Annotated in this window: 15 protein-coding genes and 1 tRNA gene; 2 read left to right on the forward strand and 14 right to left on the reverse strand. The window is 34.8% G+C overall.

Annotated elements, in window-relative coordinates:
• Positions 1-47: 47 nt before the first annotated feature.
• The 3 genes from MB09_RS03370 to MB09_RS03380 all read right to left on the reverse strand — a co-directional run bounded on the left by MB09_RS03370 (position 48) and on the right by MB09_RS03380 (position 1496).
• Positions 48-686, reverse strand: a complete 639-nt coding sequence (locus tag MB09_RS03370; protein WP_045079475.1) for an NAD(P)H-dependent oxidoreductase — start codon at positions 684-686, stop codon at positions 48-50.
• A 94-nt stretch (positions 687-780) separates the two neighbouring features.
• Positions 781-1029, reverse strand: a complete 249-nt coding sequence (locus tag MB09_RS03375; RefSeq protein WP_045079476.1) for a hypothetical protein — start codon at positions 1027-1029, stop codon at positions 781-783.
• Positions 1026-1496, reverse strand: coding sequence for a ligand-binding sensor domain-containing protein (locus MB09_RS03380; protein ID WP_045079477.1), 471 nt, complete (start codon positions 1494-1496; stop codon positions 1026-1028). The genes MB09_RS03375 and MB09_RS03380 overlap by 4 nt, the downstream gene beginning before the upstream one ends.
• Positions 1497-1638: 142 nt before the next feature.
• Between MB09_RS03380 and MB09_RS03385 the strand changes: the two genes are divergently transcribed.
• Together MB09_RS03385 and MB09_RS03390 are read left to right on the forward strand one after the other, a co-directional pair.
• Positions 1639-1723, forward strand: a tRNA-Ser gene (locus MB09_RS03385).
• A 250-nt stretch (positions 1724-1973) separates the two neighbouring features.
• Entirely contained in the window at positions 1974-3197 is a 1224-nt protein-coding gene (locus MB09_RS03390) for a site-specific integrase (protein WP_045079478.1), read from the forward strand.
• 387 nt (positions 3198-3584) lie between these two features.
• Here the strand turns inward: MB09_RS03390 and MB09_RS16340 are convergent, their stop codons facing one another.
• The 11 genes from MB09_RS16340 to MB09_RS03440 all read right to left on the reverse strand — a co-directional run bounded on the left by MB09_RS16340 (position 3585) and on the right by MB09_RS03440 (position 18610).
• Positions 3585-3857 (reverse strand): hypothetical protein, encoded by a 273-nt coding sequence (locus MB09_RS16340; RefSeq protein WP_240484799.1) that lies wholly within the window; start codon positions 3855-3857, stop codon positions 3585-3587.
• On the reverse strand, positions 3847-4233 hold the full coding sequence (locus MB09_RS16345) for a nucleotidyl transferase AbiEii/AbiGii toxin family protein (protein WP_240484800.1): 387 nt from the start codon (positions 4231-4233) through the stop codon (positions 3847-3849). Before MB09_RS16345 ends, MB09_RS16340 begins: the two co-directional genes overlap by 11 nt.
• A gap of 19 nt (positions 4234-4252) precedes the next feature.
• Complete coding sequence (locus tag MB09_RS03400) at positions 4253-4762, reverse strand: HigA family addiction module antitoxin (RefSeq protein WP_045079479.1); 510 nt, start codon at positions 4760-4762, stop codon at positions 4253-4255.
• 488 nt (positions 4763-5250) lie between these two features.
• A complete protein-coding gene (locus MB09_RS03405) occupies positions 5251-6933 on the reverse strand; it encodes an Eco57I restriction-modification methylase domain-containing protein (protein ID WP_045079480.1) in 1683 nt (560 codons plus the stop codon).
• Complete coding sequence (locus MB09_RS03410) at positions 6934-10005, reverse strand: Eco57I restriction-modification methylase domain-containing protein (protein WP_045079481.1); 3072 nt, start codon at positions 10003-10005, stop codon at positions 6934-6936. It lies immediately after the preceding gene.
• Positions 10006-10308: a helix-turn-helix domain-containing protein gene (locus MB09_RS03415; RefSeq protein ID WP_045079482.1), complete on the reverse strand. Its 303-nt coding sequence runs from the start codon at positions 10306-10308 to the stop codon at positions 10006-10008.
• A gap of 177 nt (positions 10309-10485) precedes the next feature.
• Positions 10486-15123 (reverse strand): AAA family ATPase, encoded by a 4638-nt coding sequence (locus tag MB09_RS03420; RefSeq protein WP_045079483.1) that lies wholly within the window; start codon positions 15121-15123, stop codon positions 10486-10488.
• 227 nt (positions 15124-15350) lie between these two features.
• Positions 15351-16175 (reverse strand): hypothetical protein, encoded by an 825-nt coding sequence (locus tag MB09_RS03425; RefSeq protein WP_205618085.1) that lies wholly within the window; start codon positions 16173-16175, stop codon positions 15351-15353.
• A gap of 270 nt (positions 16176-16445) precedes the next feature.
• A complete protein-coding gene (locus tag MB09_RS03430) occupies positions 16446-17432 on the reverse strand; it encodes a hypothetical protein (protein ID WP_045079484.1) in 987 nt (328 codons plus the stop codon).
• Between the two features lie 27 nt (positions 17433-17459).
• Positions 17460-18215, reverse strand: a complete 756-nt coding sequence (locus MB09_RS03435) for a hypothetical protein (RefSeq protein WP_131459806.1) — start codon at positions 18213-18215, stop codon at positions 17460-17462.
• A gap of 119 nt (positions 18216-18334) precedes the next feature.
• Positions 18335-18610 (reverse strand): helix-turn-helix domain-containing protein, encoded by a 276-nt coding sequence (locus MB09_RS03440; protein WP_045079486.1) that lies wholly within the window; start codon positions 18608-18610, stop codon positions 18335-18337.
• Positions 18611-19126 lie beyond the last annotated feature (516 nt).

Consider the following 19126-nt stretch of genomic DNA (forward strand, 5'->3'; position numbering starts at 1 on the left):
AAGAGTTGCACGTTCAGCCTAAAATTTTGTAGTTAAAATTTTCAAAATTAATTTATTTCAATAATTAGCTCATCCACGCCGCGGCGCACTTTTTTGAGGTTGATGAAAAAATCAGATTCGTCGCGGTAGCCCACAGGAAGTACAATTACAGATTCCAAACCTATTTTATCCAAACCCAATAGTTCATCGTATTTCTTCGGCTGAAAACCTTCCATGGGGCAGGCATCTATTTTTTCAACGGCACATACCGTCAAAAGTGCGCCAAGTGTTAAGTAGAGTTGGTTTATCATCCAATCCTTTATTTCCTCACTATTTTTTTCAGTAAAGGAGGCTATCAGATTTTTCTCAAAAGGCTCTAAAATGGTGCGTGGCGTATTTCGCTGTCCTTCTACCCTTTTGAAATGGTCTATTATAAAATTTTCATTAATTTTTTTTTCAACGCACAATATTAAAACGTGCGAGGCATCGCGAACCTGTGGCTGGTTGTAGGTTAGCGGCATCAATTGGGCTTTTAATTCGGCGTTGCTGATGACCACCAATTTTAAGGGCTGAAGACCGTAGGAAGTTGCGGTAAGGTTAAAGGTTTCCTTTAATATATCCAACTTTTCTTCTGAAAGGATTCTCGACGAATCGAACCTTTTGGTGGCGTAGCGCCATTGCAGTCTCTCAATTGTTTTTGAAGGCATTTGAAAAAAATATATTAGTATGAATCACAAAAATAGCGATAAAAATATTGAACTTTTACCGCTATCCTCTTGCTACTAATTAAACAATTAAAAATTAATCTCCACTTCCATATACTTCTTCGCAGCGGTTCCAGGTGCTTTCCATGTCTTCTTCTAATTCCTTCACACGATTATTGATTGGTGCGCTTAGTGAGCTTTTTTCATCCGCGGTACAACCTCCATTGGAATTCAACCATCCCCGCCTATTTTTTAATGATTGTATATATTCTTCAGTCAATCCCTTTCTAATTAAACATGCCTCTAAGGACTGTGTGTTTCCTTCACTATCTACGGCCTCGGTCATTTGGATGTTATAGGTATTTTGCCAGCTATCCAAGGTATCTTCAACATCAATAGCGCATTGACTTTTTCCCGTATCCTCCAGACCACAAGAAATAAATAGTGCAAATATTCCCGCTGGCTTTTAAAAGTATTTGATTCATGATCAAACTTTTGAAGTCGTCCGGAATTTGAAACTATCCATAATTGCCCAGTTTTATCCACATAAATTTTGCCCAACTTGCTGTATCTCGGGCGTGTTACATCCTCAAATTGAATATCGTAGTGAACAAAATTTCGCCCATCATATTTGTTTAAACCGTCCTGGGTTGCAAACCACATAAAGCCGGTATTGTCCTGCGCGATGCTAACCACACTGTTTTGGGACAATCCTTGCTCCACGGTAAGCTCTCTAATTGCCACTTGCTTCTTGCTTTGGGAAAAACCGAAACATGAAATAAGGGAGATTAAAAGCAAACTGAAGAGTTTCATTTATAGTTGGTTTGTGAATTAAAGTTACTAAAAATATTGGGGTAAGCAGAAAGCAGTGGTGGCTGCTTCAATATTTGAATAAAAAGTTTTAAAAAAAGCTTTAAAAAATCAAAAAAAGCTTTCTATATTTGCACCCGCTAATGGAGAAATGGCAGAGTGGTCGATTGCGGCAGTCTTGAAAACTGTTGAGGGTAACACCTCCGGGGGTTCGAATCCCTCTTTCTCCGCTTAGAGATAATTAAATCTCACCAAAACCCGATAAACACTATGTTTATCGGGTTTTTTAATTCTCTTCAATTTCAAATAATTTCATCCAAGATCAAATAAAAGGTACGGCATTCGGTGCGTATGTTTTCTATTTTATTTTACGCACCGAATGAAGCTTGAAATACTGGTAAACAACACTTTGCTGATGTTAAATATTTTATTTTTGTGGGATTTTTCAGTATATTTATTGTAAATAAAAAGTACGCACCTATGCAATCAAGCTTTTCCATAATATTTTATCCTCGGGGTAATGATGTTGATAAGCACGGTAACGCCCCTATATATGCACGTATTACCGTAAATGGAAAACGAAGTGAGTTTAGCATCAAACGAAAAGTATTATTAGAAAAATGGAGTTCAGTTGCAGGAAAAATTAAAGGTACGTCGTCTGAAGCTCGAGAATTGAATAAGTATATTAATGTTATACAGAACAAAATATACAGAATTCAAGAAGAATTGACTGAGAATGAAGACTTGATTACAGCAAAAAGAATTAAAAATAGATATCTCGGTAAGGATAAGACTCATAAAATGCTGTTAGAAATTTTTCAGGAGCACAATAATAAAGTTGAGAAACTAATTGGTAAGGATTTTGCCGCTGGTACGGCAGAACGCTACAGAACTGCCAATAAACACGTGAAAGAATATATTAAGAAAGAATATCAGGTAAATGACATTCCTGTTACAGATGTTGACCACAAGTTTATAACAGGCTTCGAATATTATCTTAAAACCACGAGAAATTGCGCTCATAATACGGCCATTAAATACATTACTAATTTTAAAAAAATAATCCGCATCGCATACGCCAACGATTGGATATCTAAAGATCCATTTACAAATTGGAAAGCGAGGCTCAAAATAGTTGATAGAGAGTTTTTAACTGTTGAGGAAATTCAGACAATGGTTGAAAAAGAACTACACACTGAAAGACTGGATCAAGTTAAAGACATTTTTATATTCTGTTGTTTTACTGGTTTAGCCTATTCGGATGTAAAAAAGCTTTCTGCAAATAATGTTGTAATCGGTATTGATGGTGGAAAATGGATAAAAATTAATAGATCAAAAACCGACACACGAAGCAATATTCCAATTTTGCCCACAGCTGAAGCTATTTTAGAAAAGTACGCTGAAGATTCAGAAATTCAAAGAAACCAACTTCTATTGCCAGTGCTAAGCAATCAAAAAATGAATGCCTATTTGAAAGAGATAGCAGATTTGTGCAAAATCAACAAAAATTTAACCTTCCATTTAGCGCGTCATACTTTCGCAACAACGGTAACACTCTCTAATGGAGTTCCCATTGAATCAGTCAGTAAAATGTTGGGACATAAATCTCTCAAGACTACACAACATTACGCTAAGATCTTAGATCGAAAAGTTAGTAATGATATGTTGGTGTTGAAGGATAAACTGTCCAATGCTTTCACATAGTTTGAAATAGTTGAGAACTCTTTATTTCAAATATAAGGGTGAAATAGGTATTTTAGCAATTGTCTCTGACTTATCCTTGAGAAAAAATGCCCAATATACACTAAAATCGTTTTTTGAGTCTTTTACAAAGTGCTCCCTTAATTAAACGCTGTTCTCCAGTCAAGATATTATTATTTCAACTAATAGTTTATAAAAACAATATTATTAGAGCATTCAATAATTAATCGAAAGATTATTAAAACAAAATCGCGTCATAGGGGTTTGGGGTGAATAATGCTCTTAAACTCATCCTACTTTTCTGATTAATGCCTTTTTCTATTACTTTAGGTAATTGTTGGCAGTTCAATAAACAAAAGCGCAAGCTATTAGAATGGGAATTTTATTGTACTAATTTTCTGCATCCAACAAATTTTGTACCTGCTCTTCGATATCAATTTTTATAAGCTCCCAAACTTTATCTCTATAACAATTAGGAATGAAATCGTCTTCAGCAATTGAAAAGTCCAAACAAGCTTCCAATAGTTCTTGTCTTGTTGAACCATAAGGGTATCTTTGTTCATAGAACCCTAACATTTCCTCTAAAGTGAACACATCAAGAAGTTCATGAATGTCCCAAAAATCCTTTTTACGTCCGCCATTTGCAATTACTTCAAACTTCATTGCTGCAATTTCTTCCATTGATGCCAAACGTATTATTATCATCCTCTATCATTGGAAATACAAAAGGATCAGTATAATATATATCCAGTTTAATTGCATTATTTTCATCTTCGCCTACGAAATAAGACCTTCCAAAAACAACTTCACCAATAGAAGATGTGTATACATATGGAAAGGTTTCATTTAAAACCTCCTCTAAACGATTGAAATCTATACTACCATATTTTTCATCGGTGAATAAATCAATATCTACCGATTCCCGGTGACCTTGCTGTAAACTTAGTGATGTACCGCCTACCAATCTAAAACTATTAAATTCTTCAAAATCCAATAATGTTATTAAGGAATCCCAAAGAAGGTCTGAAACTGTGTTCAAATGTAAAGGCATTTAGAACTCAAATAAGATTATACTTTTCTGCATTCTTTTGAAATGCAGCTAAACGGGAGTGCTTTATGGACTTAGCTATATTAGATACGGTAACTTTCCCATAGTAATCTATAATTTCATTGATTTCTATGTCATTACCTCTTTCCAGTATTCTTTTTATAATGGCACGTTTGTTTTTATTCCAATCTATTTTATCAAAAGTGGTATCCCAAAATAGTACTTTTCTAATATTATTTAGATTAGGAGTTTCTTTACTAGTCTGAGCCAATTTTGTTTTTACTTCATAGCTTGCCTGTAACATCATAAAATAATCATCTTCCGTCCGGAAATAATCTGCCAATTTAATAGACAGTTCTGGATTGATGCCTCTTCTTTGATTTACTATGGCACTGATGGTTTGCTTATGCTCATTTATAGCCAAAGCCAGCTGAGAGCTTTTAATATTATTACGCCTTATCTCACGTTCTAATATAAGCCCTGGATGTACTCCTTTTATCTTCGCTATTTTTGGTAACATAAGTTATTTATACTACAAAAGTAAGTATAAGAAATTAGTAAACAAAATCGTTTACTGATTATTAACTATTATTAGAAATTCGACTATTCTATTTAACAATAAATTATCTATGCATTAGATAAATGAACAGGTTCTTAAATAACTAACTAATGAAATATGAAAGTAGCCTTAACCTAGGCTTTGGGTACCTTAAATGTAGCTTATACCATACATTCGGATAGCACTCGACCCCCTTGAACCATACATTAGCAGTAACTGAACCTAGCATTAGACGAGGTTAACTGTAGCATTAGCTCACTATGATTGTAGCCCTAGCAGCCAGTTTCTTTATGTAAAATTTATGAATATGCCCGTAGTAGTGTTCACGGGCGAGACGCCCGCGCCAGCAAGGGGTAAAATTTATGAATACGCCAGTTGTATTGTTTGTGGGCGAGAGGGTCGAAGAGTTACAATAATTGATCCCTCAAAGCCTTACTTATAAATTCTCTTTATTTTTTTGATTTAGATTTTGCAGATTTTCCTCTGTTAATTCTGCGATTGGACATCTTTAACCATATATTTCTTAATTCTAAAGTTTCTTCTAAACTAAATCCATAATGATCGATAAGAACTTTTTTGTCTACTATATCAAGAACCTCTTCAATTCTGTCTTCACGTATTAATTCATCAATAACATTAACATCAATACCATGGTTCTCTACTACCGGTATTAAAAGTTCTTCAATCTCAGTCGGCTCAAATGTCATGACTCCACCCCCATAACTTCTTCCAGTAATTTCAGAAAATGCAAATGTCAATGAATTAAGAAAACAGATTGTTATACTTTCTGGGCTATATTCCTCCGAAATAAATCTAAGTCTATGAATAGTGTCAGTTGAAGAAGCCTCAACATTATTTAACACCAACTTAGGATATCTATGTACTTGTCTCAAGGCAAAGCCTTGAGGAATCCACAGAGAAGGTGTGATATACCATTTTTTTCTTATTCTACACTTATATCCTTTGTGAAATTCATTCTCCTCACCATACTCAATATATTTTTGGCTATTCTTATCTAATTTTTCAATTTCAACATTCTGCGGTAAGAAAAGTTGATTTGGAAGGTTTTTATCAGCGTTTGCATCAAAGTCTGCATTGTTAAATATAATTCCAGAAAGCTGATTGGATTTGCTAACTACCTTTGTTGTGATGTCTTGCAAATTCCATTCTTCTACTTGAGATTGCTTTAGCATAAAAAACTCGTTGCGACCAGTAACTATGCCTACATCAGCATCTAAAATATTCTTGGCAAGAGGAATCCGGTTACTAACCTTAATTGCTCTTAAGAAGTCTATTTCTTTTGGACTCAAAAAGTATTTAGTCCATTTTTCAGTATCATGCTGGATATCTACTACTTCTGTTTCTGAGACTTCATTAAAATTAATATCTGACAACTGATCTAGGTCATCTAATTGCAAAACTCTAATTCCATGAGCATGGGTAACCGACTTTTCACACAACATCAAGACTACTTCTTGTTGAATACCGTCAAAAACCAATTTCTTGAACGTTACAATAGTAATTCGTTCAAAAAACTTTGAAAGGAATATTCGGGTTTGTTCAGCGTATTTTACCTGAAATAATTCGGCAGGTATTACCATCCCCAACCTTCCATTTTTTGTTAGCAAAGATGAACTTATCACTAAAAAAGGAACCCAAATATTAGTGAGTTTATTAGGCTTAAAGCCTAAATCTTCCATCATCTTAATGGCAATATCTCTATGCTCAGGAGGAAAGTTCTGATATCTAATAAATGGAGGGTTTCCAACTATAGCATTATACCTTATGTTAGCCTGGTTAGAAATAAAACTAAAGAAATCGTTATTGACAATAGTATCTCTGTTTAATCCATAAAGCGAAGCTCTATTGGATGCTTTTAAAGCTTCATGTGAGATAAGTTCAATTCCCTTAATTCTACCATATAAGCTTTCACCTTCAAGCCCCAGATCGTTAAATCTTCGGATCGCAGCTTCAATGAAATTTCCATCTCCACAACTTGGTTCTAATACTAAATCATTTTCTGACTGAATTGCCCAAGAGCATATAAATTCAGCAATAAGAGATGGAGTGTAATAACCGCCTCTCAGTTTATCAAAATCAATGTTGGTATTATTTTGTAAGTTCTCCTTCATCTATGATTCTATTGGTGCAATAAATAAATTTTTCTCCTTTATACTATCAATGTCATCATTTGAAAAACCGTATAAATGATCTATCCGCACATATAAATAATTATATAATCGGTTAAGTTTTCTATCCATTACACTTCGATTTGCATATATTTTTATATTATCTAGTCTATTCTTAGTTTCAATAATTGATTTTACTACACAACATATCTGATTGTAAGCTCGTTTCTCAAGAGGATTATTAAAATCTATTGTTTTTATTGGCAAATTTTCAATGAACTGTTTGCCATGTGAATAGTATGCTCCTCTAAATTCACTTGCTCTTGATTTTACCATGGCTTCCAAAACTGGGTGGCTTAACAAGCCTGCTAAGTAATAAATGGAATATTCGGATTTTGAAACTATAGAATAATAGGGACCGTTACCACCACCAGTGAATTGAAAGTTACTTGTATCTATTACATAACTTGAAGAGGTAGATAATACTGGAAAAATTATCTTGTCAGTGTTATGAAATTTAGTTAGGCTTTGATTTCGTCCGTATTGATACCATTTTGGGTCTGCCCCATTGATGCTCCTTTTTTCCAGATCATTCTTAAATAAGTTTAAATAGGCCCAACAATCTGGGAAGTTTGATTGGAGGACTGTATCTGAAATTAGGTGGGCATTACCATCGACTATATCATACGGAAAAATCATCTGGCTATTTGCTTCTACCGTATCGAAACTATTAAAACTGACGTCATATAAACACGCACGACATATTCCTTTCTCAACTTTATAGGTTATGCTTTTCTTTGAAAAATAGTAATGTGTAGCATCTTCTTGGATTGGGGAGAAAATATAAATTGGGTCTGCACTTGTTTGCAAACCCACAGGAATCTCGGCAATATTCTTTAATGGTACCGTCTCCGAAGAAACAATTCGATTAAATAATTCGGCTGCATTTTCTGAGACAAAAACCCAAGGATCCGAATTGAAATTACTATTGCGATAGTTAACAATGGGTGCTGTACTGAATACATCTATTGCGCTTAAGCTATCTATCCTACTAAATTCAAGATATTCTTTTTGTTCCTTATATAAAACAATGATAGCCGTATAGGTACTTCTATCTGGAAAAATCTGTGTTACTCCAAAATGAATTATTTTATCTAGTGAAGTAGTTGTAGTTATATAACCCCTCAATTTCTTACCGCCTTTTACAATAAAGAACTTATGAGGCACAATAAAACCAACACGACCTCCTTCTCTTAGAAGCATAATTGCTCTTTCAATAAAAAGATAATACTTATCAAATAAGTCCTTTTTAGTATAAGTATAGGGAGAAACCTTGCTTCTGTAATACTCAACTTCCTCTGGGGAGTATTTTACAAAATTCTGAATTCTTACATAAGGAGGATTCCCGACGATGGCATCAAATCCATTAGTCTCTATTAAAAAAGGAAATTCATATTCCCAATTGAATGGATTGATTTTATACAATAATTCGTCATCATCTTCTGCATTCTCATTGTAAGTGAAAAAGTTATCATCCAATAAAGAGTTGCCACATTTTATATTGCCTTCCAAACTAGGCAACACTTTTTTACCTGTACTATCCAAGAAACTCTGAATAGTTAATGCATTCTCATTTTCAATCAAGCGCAATAAAAGACTAAAATGAGCTACTTCTACAGCATATGGATTTATGTCTACACCGAAAACATTATCAACAAGGATATTATGTTTTTCTCGAAGCGATAAACGAAATTGATTATCACTCATCTCTGTTAAATAACCTTCTTCAACTGTGTCCAATGAAAAATAATGTGTCTCACGGTAGTGAATAATATAATCAAAAACTGAAAGTAGAAATGTTCCGGAACCACAGCATATATCTGCTATTTTAAATTCTAAAGTCCTTTCAAAGTCCGCCTCTGAAAATAAAGTGTCGAGAGTTTCGGTTATGATTTGTTTTACTATTCGCTTTGGAGTTGGAACCACTCCATTGGAAGCAACTACTTCTGGCTCCTGTACAATAGAAACCGAATAATCTGCCGCTAACTCAATTTTGTTTCCTAAATATTGTTCATATATCTGACTAAGTATGTCTGAGTCAATCACTGAGAAATCATAGGGGCTAATTGGGTAGTACAACTCAGCAAAAATATCAATTAAAACTTGGTCGTCAATGGTGATTTGCTGCGCAAGATCCTCTTCAATATAATTAAAGAGTCCTGAGTTATATTTTTTATCAGAATAAATGAAAAGCTGTTTTAATTCATCATAATCCGAAATGTTCTTTAATGTCTCGTATTTTTCTATTTCTCTATCCTCGCAAATTCTTAAAAAAATGATTTTATTAATTAATCTTTGAATAAGATAGTTTATACCATCCTGAGTAAGATCAGCATTATTGGCTACTACATTTTCTGCAAGTACATGCCTCCAATTTTCAATTTGACTAAGAAAATGAGCATCAAAGGAGTCTTCACCCTTTATATTGGCAGTTTCTATTGAATCTAAGCTTCCGGATTTAACCGCTTCAAATGAAAATAAAGCATATAGTTCCTCAATCTTGTGTAAAAACGTTGTGAAGTGAAAAACTTTGAAGCGGTTGACGGCTGCAGCATCATTCACTTCTGGCTTTGAAGTACAGTCATAAATCACCAAATGTTCAAAGTTGGTAAGCACAGAAAAGGGCAAATTTGCACTCCACCCATACCTCCGAATTTGAAATGCGGGATTTTTAGCAGTAACAATATCAATTGAAGCTTTTTTAGCTTCAACGAAAAAAGACCTTACCCCGAACTGCTTTAAAGTATAGTCTGGATTCTTTTTTGTTATTTTATCCTCTTCTTCAATATCTATTGATTCTTCTTGGATAACTTCCCTATACAGTTGGGTTTTCTTAGCCTCATTATCAACATCCCACCCAAAACATTTTAGTAGGGGATTTAAAAAATCAATTCTTACCTGAGCCTCACTATATTTACTATCGGTAAATTCGGCATGCCCTTTATTAAAGGCATCTACTAACTCCTTTAGCTGTTCTTTACATTCTTCAATATTTTGGCAAATCCTATAAGCCATTTATTTAGTTTGTTTCCTTTGAAATTTTATTTCGTCTTCAGCAACAATCAAAGCTTTTAAAGCCTCATCTTCATTGGCAATAACAGCATATACCTGATCAGCCAACCAAAGGGCTGTAGCCTCTTCTTTGTTCAATTTAAAAATTTGAATAAGCTGGAATAGGTGCTCACGTTTTGCTGTTCGCTCACCTCGTTCTATCTTGCTTAGTTGAGCCGTATCAATATCCAATGTTGCAGAAAGATGGCGCAAGAGCATTTCCTGTTCTTCTCTTTTCGCTCTAATAAGATTTCCAAACTTGTTCATTGTTTTATTCTTAGCTTGACAAATAATGACAAATGTATAACAAACAAGTTTAATATTGACAACTATAAATTATTAAAAAATAATGGTATCATAGTATTTATATTCGCATTTTTCATTAAGCTGAGAAATGTGGGTTTGATTGGCTATGTATAGGTAAAAGCCACCCGTAGAGGATATTTACTTATCAACTTGATTGATTACTTTGTTTGCTGCACCTCTGAATTTTTGAGTTTTGAGCATTTTATCGAACTGAGCTATGGTTTGGTTTAGGTGCTTAGGTTTCTTTGTTGCCAAACTGGATAGTGAGTTGTATATTCCGATAAGGACTTTGACAGGTTCGTCATCATAGTAGCCCGCCTGGGAAATATCTGGTTTGTCATATGTGTTTACATGTTGTAGAAGTTCAAGACATTCAACTGGATGCTTTTTGGCACATTTTAGCAGGTATTCGAAATAGTAGCGTGGCTCTTTGCTAGCCACATTTGATCTAGCGTATTTTTGGAGCAACGGATAAACTTCGAGGAACAATTCGGGAGTGAGATCTAAGAATGAGGATGAATACTCTTGTATTATTTTTTCATCGGTAGAGTGAAGAAACCTTAGAAAGATTTGGCGGCATTTTGAACGAACGCTTTCTTTTTCATCCCCTAGATTTTTGACGGCCATATCTACTAGCTTTGCTTTTGCTTCATCACTGATTTTAAGCAGTGAGTTTAAAAGCTGATAGCTTCCTTCTTTTTCTTTTAGCCACGCTCCACCCAAAACAACGGCCATTGTACCGTGTATGGATTTCATTTTTATTGCTCGTTGGAAGTAGTTATTGAGCTTATCGAAGTTGTTGTTTAGTAAGTATTGCACCGACCAAATAGAGTGCTTCATGATTTCTGGTTCGTTGGATCTTACCAGCTTTAAAAAGATTTCCAGTGTTTTTTGCTCATTAAGGCGCATCAGCATCGCAAGACGAGGCATTATTGCAACCCGAACACTAAGATTCGGATCTTCTGCTATCTTCTGAAGTGCTTCGAAAACAAGATTTTCAAAAGCGGGATTGAAATAGATCTGACTGATTCTTCCCGCTGCTGATCCGCGCACATTATTTGCGCCATCATTCAAAGCATCATTGCGAATGGTGTCGCCCACAGGGTCTGGGTGATTCTTAACTGTATGGATCAGGTATTCTAATACATCATGATCCAGAATTTTGGCCTCTATGAAGTATGACGACAGCCAAACTAAGTAAAGCGTGTATTCCCGATCAAATGGAATGGAGAGCACTTTTTTGTAGATGCGCTGCACTTCGGCTGGGTTGTATTTAGCCTCTTTTAAGCCTGTAAGGCCAGCGATTATGTAGTGGTAGGGCACTTTGTTCTCCTCAATCAGTTTTTCGATGAATGGAAAGAAATGTGATGCCCTGTTTTTTACCTCTGCCTGAAATGCGTGGGAGTGCTCTAAAAGGGACCCTCTGGATGATGCGAACTCGGCTTTGTAATCTGCATCATACTTTTCAAAAGTTTGCTCCCATTGATCGAATGTCATTTTATCGTAGGCCGAGCTGTCCATAGGTGGGCCAGATCCATAGAATGAAATTTTATTCGGTTCTGTATCGACAACAGTCTTAAATTTTCGTTGCAGTTCTTGGAAGCGTTTTTTTAGCTGCGGCCTTACCATCAATTCGTTCGGTGGTATGGCACTTAAATAGAGAAATTGGTGTTGACCGTATCGCATTAACGTATGCCGTTTCTTGTCGTTGTCATCAGCGTATATTACGACTTCGCACTTCGACCGAATTGAAAGAACGACCTTGTCTATCGCCTTTTTTTGGGTTTGATTGAATAGTGGATATGCTGCTGTTAATAGCTGCCGGAACTGGAATTGAATCTTATCATCTCCCTCCAGGCCATCCTTTTGATGAAACAGCTCCATTAGTTGAAATATTTCGGTTGAATAATGGGCGGGGTTTGCCAACAACCCGAAGAACAACAACCTTAAGATAGTAATGGAATTGCTGTTCTGATGATCTGCTAAGAACTGGTCAAAGCACGGAGTAGTTTGTTTTGATTGCTCTTGAACTTTATCTACGAGCAGATGATATATAGCCTCGTGCCCGTGAGAACGGCCATGACGCTCATAATCGAACAGCCAAAAACCTAAGTCGATATATAGTTTAGAATTATCCTCTCCACTTGTTTTTGCAGAAATCCGCTTGATAATATCCAATGTGAAATGGAAAGCTTTAATTGTATCAACCTCGAACATTTTTTTAAATAACTCTTCGTCCTGATGTTCAAAATGGGGCTTGTCGGTGGCACCCTTGATGGCTTCAATTTTATTAAGGCAATGGGTCTTGTACTTCTGCATGACCCAATCAACATTGAAGTTCAACGCATCTTCAAGTGTCTTATAGTAACCAAAACGATCAGCACCTGCTTCGGCTTCATGTTTATCGAAGAGCTGGAAAGCTGCTGGAATATCCCATTCCTTAACATGGTAGAGCAATCTGAAAACGAACTTTGGTTTCTCTTCAAAATCAGGACAATTCAAAAGAAAATCACAAACTGACTGTCTGCTTTTGGGTAGCTGTTTGATGAAAATCTGCCACAGAAGGTTAATTTGAATATCCCACTTATCAGAAGTGCTTTTATATTGTAGAAGATTTTTGATTCTGTCCATAGCAATATTCGCTTTTCCCCATTCGCGTTCAGCAAGTTTGTTGCACCAGCCAATCCTTTGGGTAATCAGCTTATTCAGTTCTCCTTCTTTAAGAAGAAATGTAAACCAACTATTGCCAGTAATCGATTCTAAAAAAGGCATTTTCAGCTCTTTACTTGGCAGAATACGGGATTTTACGAGCTGCTTTTCTTGTGTTGTTGGGGCTTCTTCAAAACCAAGTAGGTTTAACAGCATTAGTTTGATATGGAAACGGTACTTCGAGGAAAGCAGAATAGTTTCTATGGCTTTTATGTATACAGAATGGTCTTGTTCGCGCAGAAATCCAAGAATCATTTTCAAGCTGGATCGAATGAAAAGACCTTGGTGGTTATCAAGTATGTACTGTGTTACTGGCTTTCCGGTCTGAACGAATTGCTTTGCAAAAGCAAAGTCAAAAAATGTTTGATGAAAAAATTGAACTTCCTTGACCGCTTCGTTCAAGATTCCGCAGCTTTTCAAATAATCAATCTCGTCTGCGGACGACCCTAAAAATGGCTTTGAGGGGGTGCTAATTCTCTGCTCTCTGTGCATCTGTTCAGCAATGGAAAAAACTAGTTTTGTGCATTTATGAGAACTAGCTGGCGATGTAGTTGGTACCTTGGCTATTTGCCGAATCCAAAGACTTTCATACAGATCATGCAGTGCGGTAATTGATCGAAGGTTGGTTTGGGCATCGTACACCTTGCAAAACACATTTAGATGATGTGGCGTTTGCAGAAGGTTGAGTAATTGCCCAGGTACTTCTATTTCTCTTATTCCAAGCTTTGTAAGCACCATTGTAACCTGACCTACATCGAGTAAACCAACTTTAAAGCTTTTTTGATTTTTGTAGAACTTCAATTCATTATCATAATCGAGATCATATGCCCTAACAGAAATAACCACTCTAACCCGATCAATGCCAATAAGCTTCTTAACAAGAAGGTTATAAGCATCGAGGTATTCTCGTTTAGCTGATAAAGACTGGGAAAGCGCATCTATCTGATCAATGAGAACAACTATCCGATCACTGGCCTCGCTTAGAGTTCGAACTACTCTTTCGAACGAGTCTTCGAGATCAATTTTGTTTTGTAGGTCTGTAATACTTTCAGCATATAGCCTGTCAGCTTTTAAGGCAATTGCAGGTACGTTAGTTTCTTTGAGTTTTATAAACGTATCTTTCAGAATAACAGTTTTTCCACTACCGGCACCTCCAACCAGCAAAACCACAGGTTGCTCATTTTTTCCCAATGGTGATTTGATCCATTGAAGCAAATCATTCGTTTCCTTTCTTTCTATGTGCGAATTATCTACCCCTTCAAAAGAGCTGATATAATCGGTTAGGTGGTGGGAAGCATGATCAAATTTTTGCAGAATAAGATCGACAGGAATATTGGAGGTGGTTTGGTATTCGCTCTGCTTTTTTAGCTCTTCTGCCAACTTTTCTACTGGCTCCGATTCAATCACCATTCTAACTTCGAAAAAAGTTGGGATGATAGACTGAAAACCGTCAGTATTTAGCAGAATGTCTAAGTCTTGTGGTATTATTTTCTTTAAAGTAATTGAACCGAGTACAGTTTTAAGTTCGGATTCAATGTCATTGTATTTAAGGTGTTTAAGTTCTTCATTAGCATTTATTACAGCTTCTGTCCAATCTTTTAGTTCTGTCTGTTTTAGTATCTCTTTGTTGAAGTCGTCCAATAGATCTTTAGCCTTTTCATTAAAACCGTAGGAGACGGCAAACCAATACGTAAAATTCTTAGGGTCGTGAATCAACTTATTATCCAAAATGTAATGCAGTACAAACTTGATGATCTCCCTTGCACATTCTGGTCTAGAAATTCTGTTTGCGCTATCAATACTATGCTTGCACTGAATAAGTCCAAGCGATTTGCCATTAAGATGCAAACTACAATCACGCCCACGTTCCCTCACTCCTTGCAGAAGATTAATTTCGTCAAACTGCCCTTTCCAATCAATTGTTTCAATCCTTCGTTTTCCAATTGAGTAGAGAAGTTCTTCAAACCTTCGGGCATCAAGATCGGGATATGGATAGCCTTTATTTGGCGAAGCTAGTGGTTTATCTAAAGCTTCATCAATATTAGGTTGAGTGTAAGATAATGCCATTTAGGTAGTTACAATTTTCGGTCAAAATATATTTTTGCGTAACGTTTTTAATGTCCACTAGGAGTTGTACACAATGTTTACAACGTTTTTGTATAACCGTCAGCTACGGTTTATAAAGTTACACTTTTCAATTAAGCATTGACGTTAGCAATACCGATTAGATTCAAACGAAGTTGAATCGGCGGTAGCTGCGGCTATATATTCTTATTTGGCTTTTTTATTTGAAATTATTCCCTTAGAATTCTTTTAGTCCAATTCTTATTTTTTATGGATAGTTCTTTTTTCTTAATTCCTTTCCAGTTTAAAATAGAATAATATTCTGCTCTTTTTAGAAATCTAGATAGCTTAAATGCCAATAATATTTTTGGAAACCCATTAAGTCTAAAAATTTCTCGGAAAATTCTTTTTCTATTTTTTTTACCACTAATTTTCTTTGCATCTGCCCCACTTGCCATTTCCATTGGTGGTAAATCTTCTAGTCGAACAGCCTCTGCCCATAGTAAATCAATTAAAATTAAGCATCTTCTTCTCAAACCATCATGGTAAATAAGCCATTCTTGTATTTCTTTTCGTATTTCTTTATGATTTTTATTCTCGGATTCTCCTGAAAAATAATGCTGGTATTCAGGTTCCAGTAATTGCCTTAGGGGTCTGCTTTGCCTTAGAAATTCTGTCCCGAAAATAGGGTAAGTTTCCGACACTTTTAGATGGCCCTGTAGAACTCTTGTTGAAATTTCACTTAAAAGTCCACAAACTTTCTGTATACTTTCTCTAGCCCAGATTGTCGGTGTAGATAGACTAAAAGCCTTTAATTCTTCTTTAAGTTTCTTAAGCTCATTTTCATTAACTACTTGATAATACTCATCTGTATTTCGACCAATAAAAACAATATTACCATAGTAATTTCTGTATTTGTTCCACAGTTTTCTATACTCAGAAATTAATGCAATTCTAGTCTGTCTCTTTTGAGAAATGAGCACAAAAACTTGAGCTAATCCCACAATAACTAACAAAATTGTAGCTAAAGCTGTTAATGTTTGATTATTTATCATAGGAATTTAAAGAGTATTTTTTACTTAATTAGTTTGCTAATCGCTAATTTCCTTAAAAACTTTAGTTTGGTTTTAAGCCACCACTTTATGCAAATATAAAATAAACTCAAACCTACCAATTACGGCAAACCATAAAGAGTCCTTTTTTAAATCGGGGAGAATACCAAATATAATAATTTTAAAGATCAAAAATCTAAGAAGAGCACTAAATGCTACTTTAAATTTGCCAGAAAGGACACGGGCTAGACGCCCGCGCCAGCAAAGGGGTATTTACTCCCCATAAACATCTATCAAAACTTTATTATTATCAAATTCGTAATTATAATTTCCGACTCGAAATGTTTGATCGTCCGTTTTTTCAAATCTTCCCTTATTCATAAATAGAAACTCGTCTTGACCACAATCTTTGGTGTAATGAGCAATAACCAAATTAAAGAAATTTATATTTCCTCTACCACTCTTATGGAGTGATAAATATTCATTTCTCATTGCATTTGGAACATTCATAAATGCTTTGGTTTGGCTATTAACTTCTTCCATTGCTTCAATTTCATTTCTATGATATTGTTTGGCTTCATCAGTCATATTCTCAATCATCTTCTGGTTAAGGCCCCTCAACCATTTTGTTGATGAATTTTCCCATTCTGATGAAGAAAATGCCTTTAAAATATCGTTTTCAAAATGAAGGAAAAGTCCAAATCTATTTGATTTGTATAAGTTTTTATCTTCATTATTTAAATCGAGAATTGATTTTACAAATTCTAAATCGAAATTTTCCGATTCAATACCTTCTTGTAAAATATCCTCAACATTTAAGTCAGAGTATTCAAAGTCCCAATCAATATTTTTAGATGCTTTTAAAGCATCAGAATATGAAATTTTGATTTGAGGATTTTTAGACAATACAAATTGAAGTTTTCTTGTTAAAGTAGTAAAACCTAAGCAAGATATTTTATTTGAGTCAGATGTATGAATTGTATATATATGATTTGTTGGAAATCCAATAGTTTTGATACAGTCATTAATAGAGCCTTTTTCCAGTTCGTCTATTGGAATTAAATCTTCCTTATCAACTTTGAAGAAACCTGTCTTACTGTTATACTCTTTTTTTGTAAATAAATTTTTAAACATCTGGTTTTTTTTATTTTGCGTACCTTTATCTATATAAGCTGTGGCGTGTCCCGGCAAAGACCTTTCCCAATAAAAACTGCTTTGGAAAATCTGCAGGATTTTCCATGTGTTGACAGCCCCAGCCATAGCTTATATATGGCTTAGCAATAGTACTTATTCGGTACTTTTTACAGTAGCTTGATAATGTCCTTCGCTAATCATTCTACCATTTTGCAAATTTGCAATATAGAGATTTTCTAAATCGTCAATCATTTCGTCATACCAATTTTCTAACATTCCATAAAAGATGAAACGAAAAGAATCAAAAGAATACGAATGTTTATCATTTCTATATATTCCTCCATATTTATGGTGCCTGGAATTTGTGGTTTCAAAAAAACCTACACTTTCAGCGATGTTTTTGTTAAATAATTCAGTCAATTCTCCAACGTTCTTAATATTAAAATCCTTGTCGAATAGAAAATTAAATATTGCGCGTCTTACTCTAATAATTTCCCGAGTCATCTTTGGGTCTATTAATGCTATTTCATTACATCTTATTTGTACTATCGTTGTCCATTCGCTAAATCTATCTTGTTTTATTTTTTCAATATTTGAATCCAAAGTTGCCTTTACTCTTAAAAGTCCAAAATATGCCGAGCAAGTCGCAATTGTTAATGTCAAGAGATATTTATTAGGTAAATAAGCTGATAAATATGTATCAATTCCTTTTGGTGAAAAATCAGAAGCCATTCCAAATACTTTTCCGTGTATTGAAATTAATGCGAGTATTGACATTAGGCATAAAATGGAAATGATAGTAATCATTAGTACATTCAATATTTTCATAGGTTGCTCTGGTATTATTGCTAACTCATTTATACTCTCAATTTTATTAGGTTTATCCAACCAATAAAGTGAGTTAAGCACAAGTTATTAAAAATTTTCTTTGCATAGTTTCCAAAGATAAAACAAACACAAACCCACCCATTGCGGAATACCGTAAGAGTGGGTTTTAATATTGGGGAGAATAATAAATATTTCTTAATTTAATTTTCTTGCATTTCCTTAATATATTTTTCGACATCAATTTGCATCTCGAATAGATTAATTTTCTTCAAATTTAATCCCTTAGCAAAGAGAATTAATTTGTCTATGGTAGGATTTGCTTCGCCTCTCTCTATAGAACCAATGGTAAATTTAGTTAATCCAGGGTTATTATCCGCCAATTCCTGTTGAGAAATATGAAGTTTATTATATTCTTTACTAGGAATTTTCTCCCTTAATTTAAGTAAGTAATTACCAATTTTTTCTTTCTCAGTCACACTATTCTATTTAGCTATTGATAAATTTCTCACTTATTAATAATATTTATGGTATGATATATCTTACCGCTAAATATTTTTTATTATATTTGTTTTTATTAAATAACTTTGCGACTCTTCTAAGAGCAAAATATTAGAAGCACTCGCTTTGATTCTCGGATTGAAAACTGGTACTTTTTAGGAACGAGAGGATAAGCAGATTGCTCACGACCCGGGCGTGAGCTCTCTTATCGTTCCAAGGTATACCAGTACCCCAATCCGGTAAGTTGAGTTTCGCGCCCACCTTTTTTAGGTACCGCGCATCTTATTTTTCAACTTTATTTTTCAAAGCATCCGTTTTCAGTTTTGTTTAGGAGTTTTTGCAATTGTTATTGTATTGAGTAGTTAGTATTGAGGGTTTGTAACTTCCAAGGAGGTTTCGACTCCGCTCAACCTGACATTCGTCTCACTACAAAAAAATGACCCGCTCCAGTTTTTCCAGACCATCGGAGCAGGCCAGTAGTTAAATGAATACTA

The organism is Aequorivita vladivostokensis (assembly GCF_000952855.1).
In the GTDB taxonomy this organism is placed as follows: domain Bacteria; phylum Bacteroidota; class Bacteroidia; order Flavobacteriales; family Flavobacteriaceae; genus Aequorivita; species Aequorivita vladivostokensis.